The 21,364-nt window shown below is 42.5% G+C and carries 21 protein-coding genes and 1 tRNA gene; 16 read left to right on the top strand and 6 right to left on the bottom strand.

The features are described 5' to 3' along the window. The 5 genes from ABUE20_RS02390 to ABUE20_RS02370 form a co-directional block, all read right to left on the bottom strand. Window positions 1-1,427: vWA domain-containing protein (locus tag ABUE20_RS02390; protein ID WP_408618214.1), on the bottom strand; the 1,427-nt coding region annotated here is incomplete at its 3' end. Then, entirely contained in the window at window positions 1,427-2,416 is a 990-nt protein-coding gene (locus ABUE20_RS02385) for a vWA domain-containing protein (RefSeq protein WP_408618213.1), read from the bottom strand. The genes ABUE20_RS02385 and ABUE20_RS02390, both read right to left, overlap by 1 nt. Then, window positions 2,413-2,886: a DUF4381 domain-containing protein gene (locus ABUE20_RS02380; protein WP_408618212.1), complete on the bottom strand. Its 474-nt coding sequence runs from the start codon at window positions 2,884-2,886 to the stop codon at window positions 2,413-2,415. The genes ABUE20_RS02385 and ABUE20_RS02380 overlap by 4 nt, the downstream gene beginning before the upstream one ends. Beyond that, a complete protein-coding gene (locus tag ABUE20_RS02375) occupies window positions 2,873-3,775 on the bottom strand; it encodes a DUF58 domain-containing protein (protein WP_408618211.1) in 903 nt (300 codons plus the stop codon). The genes ABUE20_RS02380 and ABUE20_RS02375 overlap by 14 nt, the downstream gene beginning before the upstream one ends. Next, window positions 3,775-4,731 (bottom strand): AAA family ATPase, encoded by a 957-nt coding sequence (locus tag ABUE20_RS02370; RefSeq protein ID WP_408618210.1) that lies wholly within the window; start codon window positions 4,729-4,731, stop codon window positions 3,775-3,777. The genes ABUE20_RS02375 and ABUE20_RS02370 overlap by 1 nt, the downstream gene beginning before the upstream one ends. Window positions 4,732-5,189: 458 nt before the next feature. On the opposite strand from ABUE20_RS02370, the gene ABUE20_RS02365 reads away from it, so the two are divergent. Continuing rightward, entirely contained in the window at window positions 5,190-5,648 is a 459-nt protein-coding gene (locus tag ABUE20_RS02365; RefSeq protein WP_408618209.1) for a hypothetical protein, read from the top strand. A gap of 396 nt (window positions 5,649-6,044) precedes the next feature. Here ABUE20_RS02365 and ABUE20_RS02360 read toward each other — a convergent pair. Then, a tRNA-Pro gene (locus tag ABUE20_RS02360) sits at window positions 6,045-6,121 on the bottom strand. Between the two features lie 349 nt (window positions 6,122-6,470). Here ABUE20_RS02360 and ABUE20_RS02355 point away from each other — a divergent pair. The 15 genes from ABUE20_RS02355 (at window position 6,471) to ABUE20_RS02285 (ending at window position 21,363) form a co-directional block, all read left to right on the top strand. After that, window positions 6,471-8,918, top strand: coding sequence for an EAL domain-containing protein (locus ABUE20_RS02355; RefSeq protein WP_408618208.1), 2,448 nt, complete (start codon window positions 6,471-6,473; stop codon window positions 8,916-8,918). A gap of 46 nt (window positions 8,919-8,964) precedes the next feature. After that, window positions 8,965-9,882 (top strand): RluA family pseudouridine synthase, encoded by a 918-nt coding sequence (locus tag ABUE20_RS02350; RefSeq protein WP_408618207.1) that lies wholly within the window; start codon window positions 8,965-8,967, stop codon window positions 9,880-9,882. A gap of 295 nt (window positions 9,883-10,177) precedes the next feature. After that, complete coding sequence (locus ABUE20_RS02345) at window positions 10,178-10,411, top strand: Flp family type IVb pilin (protein ID WP_408618206.1); 234 nt, start codon at window positions 10,178-10,180, stop codon at window positions 10,409-10,411. A gap of 51 nt (window positions 10,412-10,462) precedes the next feature. Continuing rightward, a complete protein-coding gene (locus ABUE20_RS02340) occupies window positions 10,463-10,876 on the top strand; it encodes a prepilin peptidase (RefSeq protein WP_408618205.1) in 414 nt (137 codons plus the stop codon). 14 nt (window positions 10,877-10,890) lie between these two features. Continuing rightward, the gene (gene cpaB, locus ABUE20_RS02335) at window positions 10,891-11,703 is read left to right on the top strand and encodes a Flp pilus assembly protein CpaB (RefSeq protein ID WP_408618204.1); all 813 of its coding nucleotides are present in this window, start codon (window positions 10,891-10,893) and stop codon (window positions 11,701-11,703) included. After that, window positions 11,700-13,067: a type II and III secretion system protein family protein gene (locus ABUE20_RS02330; RefSeq protein WP_408618203.1), complete on the top strand. Its 1,368-nt coding sequence runs from the start codon at window positions 11,700-11,702 to the stop codon at window positions 13,065-13,067. Before cpaB ends, ABUE20_RS02330 begins: the two co-directional genes overlap by 4 nt. After that, window positions 13,064-13,540: a hypothetical protein gene (locus ABUE20_RS02325; protein WP_408618202.1), complete on the top strand. Its 477-nt coding sequence runs from the start codon at window positions 13,064-13,066 to the stop codon at window positions 13,538-13,540. Before ABUE20_RS02330 ends, ABUE20_RS02325 begins: the two co-directional genes overlap by 4 nt. Before the next feature lie 3 nt (window positions 13,541-13,543). Continuing rightward, window positions 13,544-14,797 (top strand): CpaE/TadZ family protein, encoded by a 1,254-nt coding sequence (locus tag ABUE20_RS02320; protein WP_408618201.1) that lies wholly within the window; start codon window positions 13,544-13,546, stop codon window positions 14,795-14,797. A gap of 1 nt (window position 14,798) precedes the next feature. Next, a complete protein-coding gene (locus ABUE20_RS02315) occupies window positions 14,799-16,073 on the top strand; it encodes a TadA family conjugal transfer-associated ATPase (RefSeq protein ID WP_408618200.1) in 1,275 nt (424 codons plus the stop codon). Between the two features lie 2 nt (window positions 16,074-16,075). Continuing rightward, window positions 16,076-17,002, top strand: a complete 927-nt coding sequence (locus ABUE20_RS02310) for a type II secretion system F family protein (RefSeq protein WP_408618199.1) — start codon at window positions 16,076-16,078, stop codon at window positions 17,000-17,002. Next, the gene (locus ABUE20_RS02305) at window positions 16,999-17,883 is read left to right on the top strand and encodes a type II secretion system F family protein (protein WP_408618198.1); all 885 of its coding nucleotides are present in this window, start codon (window positions 16,999-17,001) and stop codon (window positions 17,881-17,883) included. The genes ABUE20_RS02310 and ABUE20_RS02305 overlap by 4 nt, the downstream gene beginning before the upstream one ends. Then, window positions 17,870-18,661, top strand: a complete 792-nt coding sequence (locus ABUE20_RS02300) for a tetratricopeptide repeat protein (RefSeq protein ID WP_408618197.1) — start codon at window positions 17,870-17,872, stop codon at window positions 18,659-18,661. The genes ABUE20_RS02305 and ABUE20_RS02300 overlap by 14 nt, the downstream gene beginning before the upstream one ends. Further along, window positions 18,658-19,203: a hypothetical protein gene (locus ABUE20_RS02295; protein ID WP_408618196.1), complete on the top strand. Its 546-nt coding sequence runs from the start codon at window positions 18,658-18,660 to the stop codon at window positions 19,201-19,203. Before ABUE20_RS02300 ends, ABUE20_RS02295 begins: the two co-directional genes overlap by 4 nt. Further along, window positions 19,178-19,753, top strand: coding sequence for a tight adherence pilus pseudopilin TadF (gene tadF / locus ABUE20_RS02290; protein WP_408618195.1), 576 nt, complete (start codon window positions 19,178-19,180; stop codon window positions 19,751-19,753). The genes ABUE20_RS02295 and tadF overlap by 26 nt, the downstream gene beginning before the upstream one ends. 2 nt (window positions 19,754-19,755) lie before the next feature. After that, window positions 19,756-21,363, top strand: a complete 1,608-nt coding sequence (locus tag ABUE20_RS02285; protein ID WP_408618194.1) for a pilus assembly protein TadG-related protein — start codon at window positions 19,756-19,758, stop codon at window positions 21,361-21,363. Window position 21,364: the final 1 nt, after the last annotated feature.

Below are 21,364 nucleotides of genomic sequence, written 5' to 3'. Positions count from 1 at the left end.
TGTTGCTGTTGCTGTTGCTGTTGCTGTTGCTGTTGCTGTTGCTGTTGCTGTTGCTGTTGCTGTTGCTGTTGCTGTTGTTGTTGTTGTTTCAGTAACTGCTCTGCTATGGTTTTATTGTGTTTTGCTTGTGCCAGATTCGGATCTTGCCTCAGTGCTTGATTATAACTGTCAACGGCCTTTTTATATTGATGCAGTTGCATATAAGCGTTGCCCTGATTATAGCTTCCCTGAGCAGAGTGGTCCTGCTGAAAGGCTTCGAGTGCTTGCTGATATTTTCCGGCTTTGTACCAAGCCGAACCTTGCCATTGGGGCGTCCGATATAACGTTGCGGCTTGCTGATACTGGCCTTTTTCGAATGCGTGTTGGGCCTGTTGGGCTTGATTTTCCCAGAAAGCGGCTTGAGCTTTAGGTTGGAGCATCAAACTAGTAACTGAAGTGAGCAGCAGCACCATCAATGGTGGTGACCTAAATTGCCATAACCAGAGTAGTAATAAAGGTAGTAGTAACCAATATCCCTGATCACGCCAGCGAAGTCCTTCTGATTGCGCTCGTCGTCCCTGTTCTGAGTGATCTAAGGTTGTGAGATTGACGATGGCTTGAACATCTTGGTCACCCGCCTGAACATAGCTACAAATGCCGCTACTCATTCGACATAATGGGACGATCTTTTCAAGATTAACTTTGGGGATGACTATTTGCCCCTGTGCATCTTTTAATAACTGACCATTGCCTAATGGCACGGGAGCACCGTCAGCGGTTCCAACCGCTAGAAATGATAATCGATAATGATGTGACTTGAGTTGGCTTTGGATCGATTGCATTTGTGATGATGGAATACTATCCCCAATGACGACGATATCCCCTTGACTATAGCCACTTTGTTGTAATAACTGAATGGCTTTGCCGATCCCATCAGCTAGATTGGAACCTTGGGTAGGCATAATTTCCGGATTCAGATAAGGGACTAAATTGGTTAAAGTGGCTTCATCTGAACTGAGCGGGCTAATGACAAAACCTGTTCCGGCAAAAGCCACTAAACCTGTTTCGCCACCTTTCCAGTTTTTCAGCAAATCCAGCGCCTTATAGCGTGCTATATGCAATCGATCTGGTGAGGCATCCGTGGCATGCATCGACATCGACATATCCAAGACGACAACCCGGGCATTTCCGCCACTAATTGCTTCAACATGCTGCGCTTTAAAACTGGGACCCGCGAGAGCAAAACAGCCGAGCAATAGCCAGATTCCTAGTAGCCAAGGTAAAGATGAATGAATTTTTTGGGATTGAATCACTAATCGACTCGCAATGGCTTGCGGGAGGAGGCTCGCCCATCCTTGCTGACGCTGGGTCCGCCATTGCCAGTAAAGCCAGAGGAAGATGATGGGAATAGCCAGTAACCATTCCGGACGGGTAAAATGGAGCGGCATTAGGTTCTCCTCCTTTGCACTGGAATGAAGCGTAAGAGAGGTACGATGAGTAACCATCCCAGAGCAACGGCCAGAGGAATGAAATAGAGCTCCGTTTTAGGACGATAAAATTGTTGAGGTCCTTTAATTGGGACGAGTTTATCCAGTTGTTGATAGATGGCCGCCAGTTGAGCACTGCTTGCGGCTCTGAAATATTGACCACCGGTCATATGCGCAATCTCTTTGAGGAGCGGTTCATCCAGATCCTGAGATGGATTAATTCGTTGTATTCCGAATATGGTGCGCCGTTCAAATGCCCGGGAACCGATGCCTATCGTATAAATTGTGACCCCATTTTCTTTGGCTATTTTAGCTGCGTCTTTAGGCTGAATGAGCCCCGCGGTATTTTGTCCATCAGTCAGCAAAATCAGGACTCGCTGTTTAGCCGGTTGTTTTAAGAGCTGTTTGACGCCGAGTCCAATCGCTTCACCGATTGCGGTTTTGTTACCGACTAATCCCTGATTCATCTGTTCGGCATAATGTTGCACAGTTTGAGTATCGAATGTTAGAGGGGCTTGTAGATAAGCGTGATCAGCAAACAAGATCATTCCAATGCGATCCCCCCGGCGATGCTCGATAAACTGGGCTAGTAAATGGCGTAAGGCCACGAGGCGGGATACGGCATCCCCGTTCCACTGCATATCTGGGATTTGCATACTGCCGGATAGATCGACTGCCAGCATTAAATTTCGCCCCTGTCGCTCAATCGGGGTCGTGGCATCATCTAGCCATTGCGGCCGGGCCGCTGCAATAAGCAATAATCCCCAGATGAGCCAAAGAGTGAAAGATGAGCGGGCTTTTTGCGACTCATTAGGAGCCACGAGCAGATAGGGTAGGCTTTGATTGATTAGGGGAGCCGTAGTGGGTTGCTCTTTTCTCTTTATAAAGCGCATAAGCCACGGCAGTGGAATGAGCACCAAAATTGGCCACCAAGCAAATGTTAGGTTCATTGAGACCTCCTACGTCGAGGAGGTAAGGCTTTTTTTATCCAGCGTCGGGTTGCTTGGATTTGTTCCGCGGTTGCGGGAAATTCGCCTTGGTATAAGGCTAAACAAAGTGATTCGGTGAGCGATTTTGAAAATAGCTGATCAGTCGTTTGTTGGTTTAAAAATACAAACCATTCCTGCGCGGTTAATGATGCTACTTGATCGCGTCCCAGATAAGCCTGAGCTACCTGTTTTAGTAAGGTATTGACTGCTTGGGCCGAAGCCTGTTGTTGTTCCATATCGTTGAGTTGCTTCAGTGCAATTCGCTGTAAGCGGCGTTTTTTGCGATACAGGTAGAATGCCATCATGCTGATGATGATAACGGCAATGATAGCACCGTAAAGGATCCACCATCCGATGGCTGGAAGTGCAGTCTCGGGATGAGACGGCACTATAATATCACGCAGTCCGATAAGTGGATTAGAAGTAGGCATGCCAGTCCTCCTGAGTTGATAACGGGTGAAATGGCAGATTTACTTTTTGTGTGGCTTCGATGATCTGTTGTTGTCTGTTTTGGGCGGCCTGACGATATTGTTCCCGAAAATGTTTGGACTGACCGACTAACCATCCAGATTGCCGAAGGTTTTGTACGGGGAGTCGCCCTTTGGCATTTTGGGGTAAATCAAATTCGAACGGATCGGTTATTTGCCAGAGCACCACGCGATGGCGAGCGGCTAGTATCGTTAATTGGAGAAAATCAGGGTCGCTATAGTGATAAAAATCACTGATAAAATGCAGGTCAGCTCCTGTTGGTGCATAGTGAGTGAGCTCATTAAAGTCTTGAGTTGTATTGGTCTCACTCTGTAGATGTTCCAATTGTAAATGATATTGATGTTGTAACAGATCCAGAGATTGGAGCCAGGTTTTAGGATGTTGACTGATGGGGGTTACTTTGATGGCTTCTCCGAGTATCTGTAATCCAATGCGCTGCCGTTGTTCCACGTGATCCCAACCAATGATAGCGGCTAGTTCACAAGCCATCATGGATTTTAATTTATCACCACTGCCAAAAAACATGCTGGGTGTTAAATCGATGGAAATCATGACGGAGCGATCACGTTCTTCATGAAATAATTTACTATGCGGATGTCCGGTGCGAGCTGTGACTCGCCAGTCGATATACCGAATATCGTCTCCGGATTGATAACGTCGGACTTCATCAAATTCCATTCCTCGACCCCGATGGGGGCTGACCCAGTTTCCTGCCTGATGGGTGGACTGTCGATTTTTCCTCTGGAAAGTTTGAAAAGGAATAAAACGACATTGAATGAGTTGCTGCAAAGACAGATCAACAGGCGATGGACGTTGGATTTGAAACATCATCAGGCAACACTGACTAAGGCTAATAGTCGCTGGATCAAATCATCGCTGGTATAACCTTGAGCATGTGCTTGATAGGTTAAAAGAATGCGATGACGTAATACGGGAAGGACCAGTGATTGAATATCTGCCGGTGTTACAAAATCCCGCCCATCCAAAAAAGCTTTGGCTCTAGCACAGCGGGCTAAGGCAATGGTTGCCCTAGGGCTGGCACCGAACTCGATCGAATCGGCTAAATCGGCATCATAGGGGGCAGGATTTCGAGTCGCCAGAATTAAGTCCACAATATATTGTTTCAATGCCGGGGCAATATGCACACTCATGATTGCCGCACGCATTTCAAAGAGATTCGCCTGAGTGAGTGGCTGGGGTTTGGGTCGATTCGGTTGCCGTGTTTCGGTATCCGTGAGGTCTAGAATGGCCAGTTCATCATCCGCATTGGGATAATCCAACTGAATTTTCATTAAAAAACGATCCAGCTGTGCTTCCGGAAGCGGGTAAGTCCCTTCCTGTTCTAATGGGTTCTGGGTGGCCATTACCATGAATAGCTCAGGGAGCTTGTAAGTTCGTCGTCCGACGGTCACTTGCTGTTCGGCCATTGCTTCTAGCAAAGATGATTGCACCTTAGCTGGAGCTCGGTTAATTTCATCTGCTAATAGCAAGTTGTGAAAAATAGGACCTCGTTGAAATGCGAAATCGCTGGTTTGGGGACGAAAGATATCCGTTCCGGTCAGGTCGGAAGGTAATAGATCCGGTGTAAATTGGATACGATGAAAATTGCCTTCAATGCCTTCGGCAAGTGCTTTAACCGCTCTTGTTTTGGCTAGCCCTGGTGGGCTCTCAACTAAAATATGACCGCTGCTTAGTAAAGCAATCAGTAATTGCTCAATGAATTCAGATTGCCCAATAATTTGTTGATTTAAATACTGGCGTAGTCCTGCCATCGGTGCTTGTGCCATGACTGCTTTACTCTTTGTAACTAGATGATTTCAATCCGGATGATAATAACCAAGACCACAGTGAACTACAAAAATTCATTTTAAACAGCCTGTTTGACTATTTATTAAACAAGAGGCGCTTGTTTGCCTAGATTGCGGCAATCTCTTGCCATCAGATTGCAGAACAGATGGCTATATAATAAGTAACCTCGTGTATTATAGGTACTTTATGAAATTGGTCTGCTCTTTGCTTATATTCGTCTGAAAGTTGAAATCTAGTGTTTAAAGGGTTTCATTGATGTTCGGTTATTTATAGATTTTTAATCAAATTCGATTAAAGCATCTTGGATGAATGCCGATATGGATTATGAGCCCTGAATGGAGGATGGAGTATGACGAGGGGAAGTGTGATAGGGCCCAGTGAATTGGGTGCACATCAGAGATTAAGACCTGTATCTGCAGATCAACTTGATCGCACTATGCCTAATTCTGATCAGGCTGCTAAGGCTATTCCATCAGCAAAGGCGCCGACATCACCATCGACAGTAGTCACACTATCCAAGGACGCAGATAAAGGACAATCGCCTGATTCAGCGTTAACTTATCATCGGGTTTATCGCTCTCAACCATTTAATACACCTAATCCTGATTCGGTTAAGTATGACGTGGTCCCTGATGCTTCAGGATCAAAATCTACCTCGGCTGAGAAACCATCTGAAGGTGCTTCAGCATCCACGGATGTTGCTAAAACATCGTCAACGGAAAAATCAGCTAAGGCCGATAAGACGGAAGCTCCTGGAAAACTCCAGGCATTAGCTTATGGAGCTTTAGGTATTGATCAAGAGGAAGCCAAAGAGAAAGAGAGTGATTATTATAATGCCGGACAAGTTTTGAAAGTGGTTGGTACGGTTGGTGGCTTGATTGCTCTCTTTGTCTGATGGGCTTTCATTAATTAAAAATGCTAAGGGGGCTTTGCCCCCTTTTATTATCTCTATTTTATTTAGAGTTTGGCGGCTCTTGAGTGTTCAAAAATACTTAATCTAGGCCTATTTTCGTAAGTTATTTGAATCGGATAATGAGCCACCTAATCACCAAAGACCCTTTATATTGAATGAAGGTGCAGAGGTTAATTATTCGGGATTAGTTTTGTAGTCATCTCAGAGTGATTTTGAGCTTAATTTAGACAAAACAAACGTTGTGCTGTGGAGCGATTCTCAATAAACGACATCTCATGTTTACATTGAACCATTGTGACTGAGTGGGTTATATCACAGTAACTAGACGAGCATTTAGATATTCAAGAAATTGAATCTATACTTAGGAAGTAAAGTGAGTGGTCGGCGTGAGAGGATTTGAACCTCCGACCCCTTCGTCCCGAACGAAGTGCGCTACCAGACTGCGCTACACGCCGAATGGACGTTATTCTGTTCCAACTGAATAATGAGATCAAGAGGAAATTCAATCAGAGCGGTTTGAACGCTTAAATATTGATATAAAGTCATTTTATGTAAATATAAACTGCTCATATCGACTAAATTATATGCGCTGCATAAGAGGGGGTGAGATATAGCCTCGCAGGTGTTTAAGTTGGACTACATCGAATTGGGTCTGGATGAAATGCGATCTTGCTATGAGACGGATGGTGTCGCTAATAGATTTAAGTCAACGCGTTCTAATTTTTTGGTATAAACTTAATCAAGCTGATAGGTGTAGTCTCGGGATAACAGAGCTGCGATAGTGAGAGGAATTTCAAGTTATATATGAAGAATGACCGTGATGCATTTGATCAGACTTCAGGATTTCCGCTCCAGTGGAGCTGGGATGTTAAACGTTCTGAAATGACATGTTCGGAGCAGCTTCCTGCATTGCTGGGGTATCCTGAACAGGATTCGATTACATTGGCGCAGCTATTAGCAAGTGCTCAAAAAAGTCAGCTTCCTCACCTTAAGCAGTTGGTCAAAGAGGTTTATCAAAAACATTTGACCCGCGAAACCCGAATGATTATAGACAACGGTTCTCAGCGGTTTGTCGGACTGCTGTGTGTTTGGAATGATCCCCGCTCTGCCGATCTTATCCAGGGAACATTTGAAGTCCTCATTCGTGTTCCTTCAGCAGAAGTAGAAGCTGAACTTTTTCATTATCTGTATGTTCATGCCAAAGTTGGGATGCTGGTATTAGATGAACAGCAGCGCATTATTATGGTTAATCATGAATTTTGTCGGGAAACCGGGTTTGAATTGGACGAGTTACTCGGTGTTTCTGCAGATATTTTTGGTAACCACGAACGTGATCCCTCATTGTATGAAAAAATCTGGAAGTCTGTGGCTAAGAGTGGATTCTGGATTGGTGAATTATTAGGGCGGGATAAGCAGGGACTGACGTTTGCCCATGAATTAACGTTACAAAAAATTCAGATCCCATCTCAGACACAAACTTTTTATGTCGCCATTTCAAAGCGTCTGGATATCTCTATGAATCGCTGGTTAGACAGTGAAAATGAAGATTTGCAGACGCCATCATTATCCCAATTACCTAAAGTGGCTGAACTGAAACAGTTAATGGAACAGATTTTTTCATCGTTGCCAGCTGATCGGACGATGGTCACGTTTGTCTTCCAGCCTTATTTTTCCCGGAATATTAGTGAGTCGATGCGTCATTGGTTGATTGGCAATCGGCTGCTGGATATTCCGGATGAAATGACGATAGGTTTATTGACCAATGAATTGTTTGCCGGATGTATTGTGGTTCCCCGAAATTTAGGGATTATTCATCGAGAATTACAGTCATTTGTGGAACTGTTACATCATAAGGTGGGAGACGAAAGCGCTGAATCTGATATTGAAATTCAGGCGACGGTAGGCGTTTCTATTTTAGCAACGGATGCAGCCTCTGTGGCTCAAATGATCAGTCATGCCAGTCAGGCCATGGTGGCCAGTCGTAGCCGCGGAGAAATGTCAGTCACCTATTTTGATCACCGGATCCAGAAGAAAATGGATCATAAGCAGATTCTGGCTCGGTTATTGGATAAGGCTATCGATCAAGGGCATATCGATGTTTTTTATCAGCCGATCATTGAAATGAAGTCGTTGAAACTGGTGAAATTTGAAGCACTTTTCCGGGTGTCGCTGGATACGAAGCTTTCTTATAATATTCAAGAATTAATTCAATTAGCCGAAGAATATGGTTGGATTGATCGGATTGATAATGCGGTTACCTCCCGGGCGCTGAAAGATTTGTTAGTTTTACAGAAACATTTTAATGCTCCGGAACTTCAGGTTTCCGTGAACCGTTCGATGAGTAACGATCGGATCTCCCATTGCTGTCTGGAAGATACACTACAGCTGGTGATGGATGCTCGTATCGATCCGAAACTGGTCACTGTTGAATTAACCGAGTCTTCTTTTTTAGCTGATATCGAACGGCAAATGGCTTGGATTGAGCGGTTGAAAAAAGAGGGCATTGAAATCGCTATCGATGATTTCGGTACCGGTTATTCGTCATTTGCTTATCTGTTACAACTGCCGATTAATCTGATTAAAATTGACCGGAGTTTTGTGATTGGCCTAACGCTGGGTTCCAATGAATATATGATGATCGAGATGGTCACTTCTTTGGTGCACAAAATGGGCGGGAAAGTGGTTGCTGAAGGTGTTGAAGATGCCGAGACACTCCGGACATTGTCACATGCTAAAGTGGACTACGTTCAGGGGTTTCTGTTCAGTAAGCCATTGAGCATGACTCATATAACCTCCGGTAAAATCGATCGCTATTTTTCGCAATATGAGCGTTATTTAGTGGCAGAAAATGCGGATCGGGCTCGTGATATCATGATGCGCGATTATCCCCGAATTGGTATGGATCATAAGCTTGATTTAGCTCGTCAGCGTATGCATGAACGCCAGGTTAATTTCTTGGTTGTGCTTGAAAATAGCAGTTGTTGTGGCATTTTGCGGGAGGCTGAGTTAAATGCCGCTATTAGTCCTTATATTGGCACTGAGTCAGAACAGCAACGAGATTTAATTACCTTAAATCGTCGGGTTCATCAAGTGATGAGAAAAGGGGGCTACGACGAAGTCAGTAGCGATTGTGAAATTAGTGTCGTTCGTCGGTTATTCCAAGCCAATGCCGATACCATTGTTATTGTTACCGGAGAATCCGGGGTTTGTATCGGGATCATCACGCCAGAAATTATTTTGCAAATTCTTTGAAAGAACATCATGCTATAGCGTTTATCTGAAGTCTGAATGGTGTTTTATGTCAACCCGCTTCCATTTTAAAATTCCTTCCCGTTGGCATCATCAGCCCTTATCTGAATTATTGGTCCAGTGTATTCCTGAAAGTTCGCTACAGCAGTGGTATCTCCGTTGGCAACAAGGGCAGATTCGAGTGCAGGGCATGGTCCCTGAGTGGGTGCAATTGTTAATCCAAGGACAGCTTCTGGAATATTGGATTGATGATTATCAGGAGCCGGATGTGCCATCGGACTGGTCTGTATTATGGGAAGATGAGCAATTATTAGCTGTGCATAAGCCAGCAGGGTTAGCTGTTAGTCGAACTACCCGTAATCCTACACAACATTTGATTGGTCTGGTTCAACAAAGTGGTTTTGATGATGCTCATCTCTTACACCGTTTAGATAAAGAAACTTCTGGTATTCTGATGCTGGCTAAAAGTGCAAATTGGGCGAGTCTTTGGCAACCCCAGCTCAAAACGTTGATGGTTGAAAAAACCTATCTGGCTAAGGTATGGGGTATGCCTGATTGGCAGGAATATCATATGCGTTGTGATTTAACAACTCGGAGCGAGAGTCCGATTCGTTGTCAAATGTATGTTTGTCATGATGGGGAGCCTGGAAAATTCAGTGAAAGCTATTTCAAAGTCCGACAGTCCGATGGTGTACAGTCGCTGATCGAGTGCCGGTTATTCACGGGGCGAAAGCATCAGATCCGAGCTCATTTAGCGTATTTGGGGCATCCTATTGTTGGCGATAAAATTTATGCCCATCATGGTGAGTATTATTTAAAGCGCCTTCAAAATAAACTGACGGATAGTGATCGACAAACTTTAGGTTCTCCCCATCATTGTTTACATTCGTATCGATTAAAAATAAACGTTCATGAAGAATATTTTTACATTCTTGATACAAAATGTAATTTTTGGCCGATTATATAGCGAATAGTTGATATGAGTACTAAGCTTTTAGTATTGGGTTTTTATGATTTATACTTAGTACTTTGAGCCATGTATTATCGACTCTTTAATCAATCATAATGAAAAAAGAGTGATTTACATTCATTTGTATTTACATCTTAAATACGGGAAGCTAAATTTGTGGCATCGAATAAATACCGTGACGTCATTCCGGGTAATTGTCACAATTATTTGGTATAATTAGATTGATTAGTCGAATTGGCAGCCATTCGCTGGGAATGGATAACCAATAGTGAGAATAGGTTGAGGAAACAATATGTTGGACTTAATTACATTAGGATATATTAAAACTAAATTAGCTGTTAGTTCTTTCGTTAAGGACCAGCGAGGTGTGACTGCTATTGAATATGCTATTGTGGCTGTTGCTGTAGCTGCAATTGTTGCCGCTGTATTTGGCCGTAATGGTCAGTTATACAGTGCATTAACTAGCGCTTTTGGTAAAGTATCATCAACAATCGATAGCGTTGGTAGTGTTGCAAGCGGCAGCTAATAGGCCGGATAAGTTAAAGAGAGCTGAGGCTCTCTTTAATTTTCATCAAATATGTTGATTGTTATCATTGTACTTCTGTTATGGGTTATATATACAGATATAAAAAATAGGCAAATATTAAACAGCAGTTTATTAGCTATTTTAGTGAGTGTGATTATTTATGCATATCCAAGAGAAATCATAAATAGTTATTCATTTTTATGGGCCATATTTGTCTTATTTATTGGTGTTTTTTTATCTGTTTTTCATGTTGTAGGTGCTGGAGATAGTAAATTATTAGCTATTTTGTTATTTGGTATTAAACCCGAGAATTTGATATTAGTTCCGTTTTCACTGGCTATTCTTATCGTGATTTCTATCATTATTTTTAGAGTAGTGAGTATGTTTAAACCAGAGCATAGCGTGCGGGGTTTGCCTTTAGCACCTGCGATTAGTCTTGCTGGCTTGTTATGCATATGGCTTTAATAATGGATTAATCGATGAATACAAGGATTATTTTTGTCATTGCATTTATTGCAATATTTTTAGGTATAGCCTCTTTAAGCGGTGTATTTTCCCCTCCCAAGCCAGAACCTGTCGTTAATGTCCAGAAACCCGTCGAGCCCAAAGTGAGTTTTTGGGTGGCTAAGCAGACGATTCTGCCAGGGCAAGAAGTGCTCGATAATGAGTTCGAACAGCAGGTGATGTTTATCTCTCAGGCCCAGAAACTTCATGTTAACCGGGATCAGCCGATTCGTTTTGAAACTGCTATGGTTGCTCGGACTCGAATCGAAGCGGGTCAGGTCGTCGTTGCTTCCGATTTTTCGACACCAGACAGTGCAGATTATATTGCTTTAATTACTCCTCCGGGAAAAGTGGCTTACCCGATTATGGTGAATACAGAAGATTTGAACGTGATGTCTGTTCATCCTAACAACCTTATGGATGTGATGTTGCTTTCTTCTCCGGGAGGCAATGTTAATGAACAACAAAGTAGCCTTAATGGGCTTCATGATCTTTCGGTATCGTTGCTATTTAAATCAGTTAAAGTGTTATCGGTCAATAAAAATAAAGAGGCCGATAAAAATAGTTCAGTATTAGTTGCATTGAATCAGGATCAGGTTGCCAAGTTGATTATCGCTCGCCGTATTGGTCAAATTTATATTTATCACACCAGCATTCATGATCCCGCAACATCCAAACCATTCCGAGATGTGATGGTGAAAGATGTATTACCCACTTATAGTTCTGTCCGAGAGTTGCGCGGAGCATCCGTGACTCAAAAAGCCGATAATCAGGGAATGAGTCGATGAAAATAGGATTATTTAAATGGACACTTGGGCTGATTTTTCTGGGGTTATCGCATTTATCTTGGGCGGCAGTGATTAACTTGTCGACTGGTGGGGCACAAACACTTCGGATTGATGAGCCGGCAGATACGGTTTTTATTGCAAATCCAAGTGTTGCGGACTACCGCATATTAAATAGTCATCGAGTCGTTATCTTTGGTAAATCCGAAGGCGTCACGTCGCTGATTATTTATAATAAAGTGGGTGATACGTTAATGAACCGGCAGGTGATTGTCAGTCAAAGTATGACCAAATTAGAGCAGATTATTGCAGTTCATTATCCAGGCTTGGCGATTAATATTTATAACGTTGGTGATCAGATTATACTCAGTGGCGATGTCCCCGATATTGAAACCCGGGACGGTATTTACGAGATGATTGCCACTTTACTGAATAAAAGTGCTAATGAAACGAAAACGGTGAAATTAAGAAATTCTGGTTCTGTATCGTCAACCGGAGGATCTTCAGGTTCTGGTGATGAGTATGATATTGATTTTCTGAAGAAGCGTCATTATTCAGGGATCATTAATAATTTAAAAGTAGGCGGAGTTAAACAGGTGAATGTGAAATTGTCGGTTGCAGAAGTTTCGACAGCCTACATTGACCAGTTGGGGGCTCGCTGGGGATCCGTTGTGGATGACGCTTTTCAGGGCAATGGCCAATTTTTTAACTATTTCCAGCATTTTAATGCCAGTAATATTGCCACGTTTATTGCTGCATTGAATAATGACACGGTTGGGCAGATTCTAGCTCAACCTAATTTATCGGTTATTTCAGGAGAAACTGCGAGTTTCTTGGTGGGCGGTGAACTGCCCATTGTCACGAATTATGATAATTCTTATCAGGTGACCTATAAGGAATATGGGGTAAAATTGAGTATCGGTGCGAAAGTGATGAATGATCAAAAGATCCGTTTAACACTGGCGCCTGAAGTGAGTGCTCAGGATAGTTCTTATCAATCAGCTTTGGCGGATATCCCTGCATTTCGAACCCGAAAAGCCACGACAACCGTTGAGTTGGGGGATGGTCAAAGCTTTGTTCTGGGGGGCTTGTTAAGCCGAGACGAGCAGGAATCATTGCAAAAAGTCCCTTTTATTGGGGATTTGCCGATTCTAGGGGCTTTATTTCGTTATACCACAACGACTCGCCGTAATTCAGAGTTGGTGATCGTTGCAACCGTGAATTTGGTGAAACCGATTGCCTCGGCAGATGTCCGGCTACCCATTATGCAGCGGACACCGACGTTGGCCCGCTGGTTTGGCGTGGATCCTAAAATAATCAGTCGTGATACGCAGGCGCTGTATTCACAGGGAGGGTTTAAACAATGAAATACTTCCTGATGATATTAGGTGTTTTGATGTTATCGGCCTGTGGTGTGCATCCTTCGCATGGACCCGTTTTTGATCTCAAACCCATGGTTAAAGTATGGCATTTTGATCAGCCAGAAAGCCATCAGGCGTGGCAATCTATCCAAAATACATTGACACCATCGTTAGCAAAATTTCGGGTCGATTCAGTTACTATTCAAGGAAATGAGCAATATCAGGCTCGGGTACAAGCACTCTATCAGTGGTTGATAAAAAAAGGCGTTCCTAAAAACCATATTCAGTTGCAATCGCAGTCTGTTACAGGGGTTACGGTATCTATTGTGAGTTATCAGGCTGTAGCTGAACGTTGCCAATCCCCCAGAATTCTCTACAAAATAAGTGATACACATCAGCATGTTGATCCCTGTGAGGTCTCTGTATTGCGGTGGGAATCAATGGTCCATCCTGAGCATATGATTAAGGCGGGAGAGTGATTTATGGCCGTACTTGAATTATCTGAATTGCTCAAAAAGGAGAGTATTCCTGAAGCGCCTAAAAATATGGCGTTAACGGTTTTGTTTTATCAGACCAATGAATGTGCAGAATTTGTATCGGAGGCTTATCGGTTTGAAGGGTATGAAATCCCAGAGATTCTAGATAATCGAGATCAGGTTATTGGCCATTATGTTGAAGAGAATAATCCTGAGATTGTTATTCTTGAATTGAATGATAGTCGTAATGTGGCTAAAGATGCTGAGCGGATTAGCCATATGCTGCCGAACCATAGTTCAGTGATTGTGATTGGCCAGGAAGATGCCATTTCGACGATTCGAAATTTAAAGGAACTGGGGTTTTATTATCTATTCTGGCCAGTGACCAAGCAGGAATTGATCGATTTTGTGGTCGGTGTTTCAGATAACCGGCAGCGACAGCGAGGGCCGGGGCAAAACCGAAAAGCGAAATACATCGGTGTCTATGGCGCTAAAGGTGGGGTCGGTGCTTCATTGATTGCTTCAGAGATATCGTATCTGCTAGCCGATCAAAAAACAGCAATGTGTATTTTAGTGGATCACAATTATGAAGGCGGAAATTTAGATGTCATGTTGGCGCGGGATGATCTGGAAAAGAGCAATTTGCAAACCGGATCGATTGCCGCGTCCTTAGATAGTACGGCTGCGAAAACATTATTGAGTGATGTGACTGAGCGTTTGAGCTACTTGGGGTTAAATGGTGAACAGCGCTCTCATGATGAAATGCGAGATTTAACCGATAACATGGTTGAATTAGTGGCAAAAGATAGCAATTTCGTGGTTGAAGATCTTTCTGCGAGTGTCGATTTTAAACGAAATATAGATTGGATGTTAAATCGTTACGATAGCCTGATTGTGGTTGTGGAACCTTCGGTTTCTTCAATCCGGGAGGCGAGTAAAGTCGTGAGTGAAGTTCGTAAACAGCGGGTTGAATTAGAACATCCGTTTCGGTTACTGATCGTCGTTAATCAGCGCCTTCCTGAGAAATTTAATTCAGTGACCCGTCAGGAAATTGAAAAATATTTAGGGGCTAAGGCCGATGTGGTGATCCCGTTTGTTCCACAAGTGAATCAGATGAAGCTGTATCAGAAGCATTTGTATAACACGAAGAACAAAGCTGCAAAACCATTGCATCGATTAGTTCAGTTGATTATGGGGTCACAGTCTATGCAATCATCTCCATTGGCGAAGTTAAGTCATTTATTTCATTTGAAAGGTTAGTATGGCTTCATCCAAAGAGATTTATAAGCAGCTTCGGAGTCGAATTTTTGATGTTATCGATGCTGAAGCATTGGCTACTCTTTCAACGGCTCAATTGCAGGATCAATTGGGTCAGGCCATTGATTTACTCATTACTCAGCAGCGGTTACCGATTCCCCGGTTAGTTCGTAACGAATTTGTGACTAATTTAAAAGATGAATTAGTCGGGTTAGGTCCTATTCAGCCGCTTATGGATGATGAAAGTATTAACGACGTTATGGTCAATGGTCCGGATCATGTCTTTATTGAGCGTAATGGGGTTGTTGAAAAATCAGACATCACGTTTGTTGATGAACAACAAGTTTTAGAGATTGCAAAGCGGATTGCTGCTCGAGTGGGGCGCCGTGTGGATGAATCGGTTCCGATGTGTGATGCCCGTTTACCTGATGGAAGCCGTGTCAATATTGTGGCTCCACCGATAGCCATTGATGGAACTTCGATTTCAATCCGTAAGTTTAAAAAGCAAAAACTGGGGCTGGAAGATCTGGCAAAAATGGGATCAATGAGTCAGGAGATGGCCCAGCTGCTAGCGATTGCGGCTCGTTGTCGTCTGAATGTGGTGATTTCAGGAGGAACCGGTTCCGGTAAAACAACATTACTCAATGCGCTGTCGCAGTATATTTCGATTAAAGAACGAATTATTACCATTGAAGATGCCGCCGAATTGCAACTTCAGCAGCCTCATGTGGTTCGTCTTGAAACCCGTACCGCAGGAATTGAAGGTTCTGGAGCGATTGGTCAGCGTCAGCTTGTGATTAACTCTTTGAGGATGCGTCCTGATCGAGTGATCGTTGGGGAATGTCGTGGTGCGGAAGCTTTTGAAATGCTGCAAGCAATGAATACGGGCCATGATGGTTCGATGACCACGCTGCATGCTAACTCGCCACGAGATGCAATTTCCAGGATTGAAAGTATGGTCATGATGGCGACGTCTTCTTTACCTTTGGAAGCGATTCGTCGGACGATTGTCAGTGCCGTTGATGTGATTGTGCAGATTTCCCGATTGCATGATGGGAGCCGACGTTTGATGAGTATCAGTGAGGTCGTCGGTCTAGAGGGAAATTCGGTCGTCATGGAAGAAGTTTTTCGTTTCCAGCCAGATGCGGTTCAGAATGCAGAAGGGAAGGTTTCTGGGCACTACGTTACATCCGGATTAATGCAACGGTCCGTTTTAGTCGAAAAGGCACAGTTTTTTGGCTTGCAGCATGAATTAAATAGTATTTTTGGGCGGAGTTAGCTATGTCATATATCTTGGGAATTGCTGCTGTCCTCTTAGGCATTATTGCTCTTTTTTCACAGTTTCGGAATAAGCGTAAGAAATTGGATTTTTTTTCATCCAAAGAGGAGACTTCGCTGGCCCCTGAAATGATTGATCAGAGCATTATCGATTTGAGTGCCTTGACTCATGTTCCCTTAGTTCGCCGCCTCCAATCTTATTTCTATAGTATCGTTATTCCTCTGGGCCGTGCCGCCAGCGTTAAAGTATTGGGATATTATCTGGTGACGCTGATACTGTCCGTATTGCTGAATCATTATTTTTTACATATGAGTTTATGGCTGTTTTTGCCGGCCGCTTTAATGGTGATGACCGTTGTGGGGATTGCTCTTTTACGCCGGTTGGCGAGTAAACATTTTAATGAACATTTCCCAGATGCTTTAAACATGCTCGCCAGTGCTATTACTGCGGGCGAAAGTTTAATGCATGCCATTATTTATGTTGGTGAACAGCAATCCGATTCAGACGTCGGACGAGAGTTTAAGCGAATGGGAGAACGACTTCAGATCGGTGAGCCCCCTCATAGTGTGTTGAGTCGAGCCTGTATTCGGTTTCCATATCCTGAATTTGTCTTTTTTTCCATTACCCTGCGGGCCAATATTGAACGCGGGGGACAACTCCGGGATATTATTCAACAGCTAAACCGGGTCATGTTTGATGCCCGAGCGTTGGAGAAAAAGAAAAATGCAATGACGGCTGAAGCGAGGATGTCAGCAAAAATCGTGTTTGCAATCCCCTTCTTTTTCTTGCTGGTAATGCGTTTTATGACGCCGGATAATTTTAATTTTATTTTTACGGATTCTCGAGGGCAATATATTCTTTATTATGTATTGGCCAGTGAGTTGGTCGGTATGGTGATCATCTCGGCACTTATGCGGGGGATCAAATGAATTTAAATCGAATTCAGTTATTGTTCATTGCGTTTATTATTTCGGTGATTCTCGCTGTCTTAGTGACGCTTTCTTTGAAGGCCTTCGCCCGCGAACGAAAATTAAAAAACTTTATGGGACGGCGTCAGCGTGATTATACCTGGCGTGATAAGTTATTGGATTTCAGTCGTCAATTTACTCAAATTAGGCATGATGAGTTAAGGCAAAAATTAGTTGCTGCGGGATTTTATGATGAGCGCTATGTTGCATTATTTTTCCCTTTGAAATATGGCTTCTTTGCGCTGTTTTCATTAATTGCCTTTTTTTTCAGAGATTTCTTTGGATTATCAGAGTTTCAGCATTTAGTCAGTGTGATTGCTGTCTTCGCTATTTTTTTCATTATGGTTCCTGATATTTATTTAAATCAGCGCAAGTCTCAATTAACTCGAAAAATATCGTCTAACTTACCTTATTTAATTGATTTACTTGGGGTTTGTGTCCAAACAGGGATGACGATCGAAGCGTCTTTTATGTACATTACTAAAGAGGTGGCTAGTTTTGATAAAGATTTAGCCTATATGATCAAAAAAACGACGGATCGGTCGAAGATTGTGGGTTTACCGAAAGCGCTTTCAGAACTTTTAGAACGGGTTCCCAGCAATGAAATGCGCTCATTTGTGAATACGATCAATCAGAGTCTTCAATACGGAACATCGATTTATAATGTGTTACTAACGCTGTCAAAAGATATTCGAGAATTACAGATGCTGACTCTGGAAGAAAAAGTAGGGAAGCTGTCTGCCAAGATGTCTATCCCTCTTATCTTATTTATTATGTTGCCGATTGTTGTTTTAGTCGCCGGACCGGGTGTGATGAGGTTATTTTATTATGGTTTTCAGTAGAATATGCCAGATTAGTGTCCTTTTCACCTGTATTTTTTTAGCGGCTTGTAGTTCTGACCGGCAGGCAGGGCATTTTGTCCCGGCTCGCTCATCGGTGTCAACTGATACTGTTGGAGATACCACTCCGTTAAATGCCCGAGAGAAAGAACAGTTAATGATTAAGGCTGAGAATTATCCGGGACTCATTGAGTTATATAAAAAGAAAATAGAGCAACGTGATTCGAGTTCGGTACGTTTGAAATTAGCTCAAACTTACTATCGTTCCGGGGATACGGATTCGGCTATGTTTCAGATCCAGTATATGAAGCAGCATGAGAAGCCCAATGCTGAAGTTTTTTATCTGGAAGCGCAATGTTTGCATGAAAAGAATAAAGATACCGAGGCTTTAAAAGCGATTAGCTCAGCTATTATGCTACATTCAGATCAAGCCAAATATTATAATTTGCAGGGGATTGTAAGTGCTAGTCTGGATGATTTTATCTCGGCTCGACGGGCATTTAATAAAGCTCGATCTTTGATGTATACCGATACGGTAGTATTAAATAATCTAGCGATGATTGATATTTATCAGCAGCGTTATCAAGATGCGATTGATAAGTTGATGCCGCTTTATCGAAATGGTCAAGCCGATAGTAAGATCCGAGCGAACTTACTCGTAGCATTAGCTAAAAGTCATCAATATTTCTTATTTAAAGAAGTGTATGCCGAGGGCGAGCCTGGAAAGGCCAAAGCCGTATATCAACAGCTAGCCATGATGACGCATAAGGATACTGAGTGATGCAAAAGCGGGGCTCTCATCACAAAGGTGTTGTATCCATTGAATTCTCCATGGGATTCTTTTTCTTCATGGCGTTGTTCTTCGTATGGGCTCAGATTGCTTATATGGGATATGTGTCAGGCGTTATTGATTATGCAGTCGCCGAAACAGCACGCAATACTCGAGCTAGCATCCCAACGCATAAATCTGAAGATGATACCAGTGCGACGCTCTCCTATCAGGCTCAATTTCGCTATTTTTTGATTAAACAGGCGGGGGTTTGGGGAAAGCTTGTTGATCCGGATAAATTTTCGATTCGGACCTATTACTATGAATCAATTCAGTCACTTGCGAGTAATTGCAACACAGAAGATGAAGATAACACAACGACTGATTGTTTGTCTCAAGGTGCGGTGTCTGAAGAAAACGACGCTCCGGTAGCCGTTTATCAGGTGAGTTATCACTTTAGCCCATTGTTTAATTTGTTTAACGCTCAGGAAATCAGCCTTAAACGCGAAGTTTTTGTGGTCCAAGAATATGAACGTAACAAATTTTACAACTAAAACTCAATGTCGGGGAGTCTTTACGATTGAATTAGCGATTATCGCTATATTTATGAGTACTATTCTCGTTTTTACATCGGATGTGGTGATTAAGCAGTCGATTCAGGGCATGTTAGATCGCATGAGTTATTCGGCCGTAAGTGTGATAAAAGAACGGACACAGCTATATACCGATGCTGATGCAACATCGACTTCAGCATTTCGTACTCAATCCGCTCAAATTAATCAGATTGTGCAGAAATCTTTAAAAAGAACCATGAGTCATTTTGATAGCGCACGCTATGCCGTTGTATTTGAGCGATATCACTTTGAAAATAACGATACTCAAATTAGTAAAATAACCTATCAGGCTGGAGATAGTGTGACCTGTGGTTCTCCGGTGAATTTAACGTTAGTTAAGGCCAAGAGTTTATCCCCGGTTACTAATGAAGATAGACGAGCCGATATTTATCAAGTCACCGTTTGTTATCGAACTGATAACTGGTACGGACGGTTGGTTGATCAGGACTATGAATGGGTTCGTTCTAATTCTATCATGATAGGGCGTTGACGATGAAAAATCCGATTCACCAGCGCGGTGTAGCTGCCATTGTCTTTGTAATTATATTTCCCTTTTTCTTTGGCTTTTTTGTATTGGCGATTGAAGGAACCCGCTATTTAACGGATAGCGCCCGACTTAGTGATGTGGCTGAAAGTGCATCATTAGCCGTCGCAGCTGCCGTTGATCATAGTGATGATAAAACGCGGGTTCAAAACTATATTGCTGCGACTATCCCTGATGCAAATATTGATGCGAAAAACATTACAATAACGTCTAAAACTTGCCAGCAGATCTACGGGAGCCAGTGTGGTATTGCCGGTGTTTATGATAAAGAAGGGCTCCAATTTAATGAATATAATGTAAAGATACAAAGTTCTTTTCTGAGTTGGTTTCCTGGAAGCGATTTGATTGCGGGTTTTGATGCGAATCAAAACTTAACGAATAATGCCGTAGCTCGTAAGTACCAGCAAAAATTTGTTGATGTGGCTTTCGTGACTGATATGTCAGGGTCGATGCTGGATGGATTTGGAGAGCAGAATAAAGCAAAATATGCTGGTGTGATCGATATTATTGAAAATATTTTAGATACATTAGCTAGCTATAATGCATTAGCTGAGCGCTCTAATCGAACTGAGCGGAATTCGATTGCTATTGTGCCTTATAGTAATTATAACAAAACGATTGATAATCAGACGATTAGGGATCGTAGCTTTACTTATAGCCGATATAATAATCCCCGAATTTATGAACGTGATAATTTAAATTCCATCTATCCTTCATTTACGGCTGATGATTTTAATGCGGATAATATCAATTTACATCGGGATTATCCTAATGGTATTCCTACATTAGGCTCTGCGGTTCCAGATAAGCAAAGATTACAATATTATTTGCATTGGTCATTGGGTGAGCGTTCTGGTTCTCGGCAAGTATGTTCTGGGGGATGGTGGAATTATCATTGTGAGTATCAGCCTTACTCATATGACACTTGGCCATATGATCAGTGGTCTGTAAATTCGAATGATTACTCTTGGTGGATACAAAATTATCCTGATGAATATAATCGTAATCTTAAAATTCGTAATTATATCGGCTGTAGTAATTATACCTCTCGAACTGATTGGCGCAATAATTGTACTTCAATTGCACAAAATGGTGATGCTCCCGGTTATACCGGATATTCATATACGATCGATTTGACGGATAATTTTTCAACGATAAAAACAGATATTGAAAACTTCTTCCCCAGTGGGGGAACGGCTTCTAGCCAAGGTGTTATTCCGGCGGCACAACTATTATTGAATAAAAAATCATCGAATACAGATAACTTAATTATTGTTCTTTCTGATGGGAAGGATACCGATAGTGTCAGCCGTAACTATTATGATGCCGGGCTTTGTGATTATTTAAGACAACAGTTTACGAATAAAGGCCAGACGCTGAAAATTGCTGTGATTGGCTTTGATTATAATCCCCAGGAAAATCCGGGATTAGCTGAATGTACCGATTCCAACAGTATTATTGAAGCTAAGGATTACAGTGCTATTTATAATAGTATTTTATCGTTGATTACTGAAGAAATCGGCCATCTTTATGAACATAATTATTCAACGGATTAGA

It is taken from the genome of Celerinatantimonas marina (assembly GCF_046054165.1).
GTDB lineage: Bacteria > Pseudomonadota > Gammaproteobacteria > Enterobacterales > Celerinatantimonadaceae > Celerinatantimonas.
The sequence above is the reverse complement of the archived record's forward strand: the minus strand, read 5'-3'. Positions and strand labels throughout refer to the sequence as shown.